This window comes from Paraburkholderia sp. RCC_158, assembly GCF_041355255.1.
Taxonomy (GTDB): domain Bacteria; phylum Pseudomonadota; class Gammaproteobacteria; order Burkholderiales; family Burkholderiaceae; genus Paraburkholderia; species Paraburkholderia graminis.
Genome location: NZ_JBFUPM010000062.1, coordinates 1 through 2,527 on the forward strand (window position 1 = coordinate 1; position 2,527 = coordinate 2,527).

The 2,527-nt window shown below is 59.4% G+C and carries 1 protein-coding gene and 2 pseudogenes; 2 read left to right on the forward strand and 1 reads right to left on the reverse strand.

The annotated features are described in order from the left end of the window. Positions 1–383: 383 nt before the first annotated feature. On the reverse strand, positions 384–1,196 hold the full coding sequence (locus AB6809_RS36065; RefSeq protein WP_371028591.1) for an IS110 family transposase: 813 nt from the start codon (positions 1,194–1,196) through the stop codon (positions 384–386). A 153-nt stretch (positions 1,197–1,349) separates the two neighbouring features. Here AB6809_RS36065 and AB6809_RS36070 point away from each other — a divergent pair. Both AB6809_RS36070 and AB6809_RS36075 read left to right on the forward strand, forming a co-directional pair. Beyond that, positions 1,350–2,008: pseudogene (locus tag AB6809_RS36070) on the forward strand (HD domain-containing protein). 54 nt (positions 2,009–2,062) lie between these two features. Then, positions 2,063–2,455 (forward strand): annotated as a pseudogene (locus tag AB6809_RS36075) (SDR family NAD(P)-dependent oxidoreductase); the annotation flags it as partial. Positions 2,456–2,527: the final 72 nt, after the last annotated feature.

A 2,527-nucleotide genomic window follows, 5' to 3' on the forward strand; every position in this document is an offset into this window, starting at 1 on the left:
GGCTCAAGGCTCAGCAGACGAAAGAGACGGCTGCGTAACCCGGGGCCTCTGGAAGGCGAAAAACAGAGGGAACCTCAGAGATATTGTGTTTGGCGAGGAGGGTGGTTGCGGACTTATACATGACCTGGTCCCGTTTGCCAAATGGTCTGATCTGCTGCATGCAGGTGCGGGATTGCGTATATACATCCGGCCTGTTTGTGGCACACATGTGCCTGGCCCCAATGGATTTCGCCCGGCGACTCCTTCATATATCCTCGGCTTCGTGAGCCCTAAGACCGCGCAGGTTTTGTCGCCGACGGTCCAACCTGTTTGCCATTGAATCAGATCATTCGTGCAATCGATGGAGGGGTAAGGTTATTGCAGCCGTGCTGTCATCACCCTGATCATACTGGGGGCTCGTATTCACGCCCTCGCGCCAGCAACACCCAGATTGTCCGGGCTATCTTGTTGGCGAGCGCCACAACGGCGACGTTCGTTCCCCGTCTCGCCTGGACCGCGAGTATCCACCGCGAGAGCGCATCGCTTCGTTTCACTGCCTGCTGAACAACTGACCTGGCGCCGTGAACCAGAAGCATTCGCAGGTATCCGTTGCCCCGTTTCGTGATGCCGAACAGACGTTGCTTGCCGCCTGACGAGTGTTGCCGTGGCGTCAGACCGAGCCACGCTGCAAACTGTCGCCCGTTTGCGAACTCAGTCGCGCTGCCTGCCGCGGCGATGACGGCGGTTGCGATCATCGGCCCGACGCCTCGGATCTTTTCAAGCCGCTGGTTGAGTGCGGATGCCTTGTGTGCGTGACGGATGAGGTCGTCGTAGCGCGCGATCTGTGTATCCAGAAGCGTGAGTCGCTCATACATGTCGTGCATCATCGAACGGGTAAGGGCGGTGAGCTCGTTATCTGGATCATCGAGAATTGCCGGCAACTGTTGCCGTACTTTCAGCGGCGTCTGCGCTATCACCACGCGGTATTCAGCCAGCAGGCCTCGTATCTGGTTGATCTGCGCGATACGGTCCCGCATCAGCAGGCTGCGGATGCGATGCATGGACTGAATATCCTGCTGTTCAACGCTATTGATAGCGACATAGCGCATCGTCGGACGTGACGCCGCCTCGGTGATCGCCTCGGCATCGTTGCGATCGTTCTTTTGGGGTTTGACGAAGGGTTTGAGTGGACGTGATAGTACATTCGGATTTCTCAATCTTGGGCCTTTTCCATAACCCGTCCGAAGCGTAACTTTTCTCGGTGTATCGCCGCCAGTCGGTTCCGGTGCTAAATCAGCCGCAAACCCAAGGCGGTCCCGAACTCAATCGTGCCGCAGGAAACGCACGCTTTCTAAAGCTCGAGTAAGCCCATGAACCAAGACAAAGCAACGCCGGAGAACGAAATGCTCGACGTGGTAATTCCCGACAGCCAGCTAGCGCGGGAGGTAGCCCAGCTCATTCGCGACACCGAAAGCGAATTGCTGTTTAACCACTCGACGCGCGTCTATCTGTGGGGCGCGTTGTTGGGGAAACGAAAGAGCGTCGCCTTCGACCCGGAGCTGCTCTACGTTGCGGCCATGTTCCACGATGTCGGTTTGACGTCGGCCTATCGCGAAAGCGAACTGCGTTTCGAAGTGGACGGTGCCAACGCCGCGCGCGATTTTCTGCGCAGCCATCGTGTCGACGAGGCGGATGTAGCGAAGGTGTGGACCGCCGTGGCGCTCCATACGACGCCGGGCATTCCCGAGCACATGCACGGTGAAATCGCGCTGAGCCCAGCCGGAGCCGGGATGGACGTGGCGGGACGGGCTTCGATGCGCTTACCGAAGAGCAGCGCGCGGCGGTGGTCACTGCCTATCCCCGCGGCGCCGATTTCGCCGGCCAGATGATCGATGCCTTCTACGACGGCATGAAGCATCGCCCGGGCACCACCTTCGGCACGTTCAACGACGATTTTCTGGCGTACAAGGATCCGGGCTTCGAGCGTGTGAACCTGTGCAGCATCATTTTGAATTCGAGGTGGGCCTGATTCCCTCGGCGGATCGCACAGGCTGCTCACTCCTACATCTATACAATTTTCGCAATGCTCAGACGTACATTTTTGGTCACAGGCGCCAGCAAGGGGATCGGGCGCGCGTTGTCGCACCGGCTTGCCGCCGACGGACATCAGGTCATCGGCCTTGCACGCGGAGCCGACGACCCGAGCTTCCCCGGCACACTGGTTTCCGTCGATCTGACCGATCGCGATGCGACGACACGAACGCTGGAGCGGCTGGTCGGCCGTTATACCTTCGATGGCGTCGTCAACAACGCGGGGTTTGTCCGTCTGGCCGCCGTTGAAGCGGTTGATCTCGACGATCTCGAGGCGTCCTTCCGCCACAATCTCACCTCAGCCGTGCAGACCGTGCAAGCGTTGCTACCCGGTATGCGGGACCACGGGTGGGGGCGAGTCGTCAATCTCTCCAGTCTCGTTGTGACGTTGCCCCTGTTTCGCGAATCCCATAGCTGAGAGATTTACGCGGCTCGTCCCTGTTGAGCGGCGAGCCAG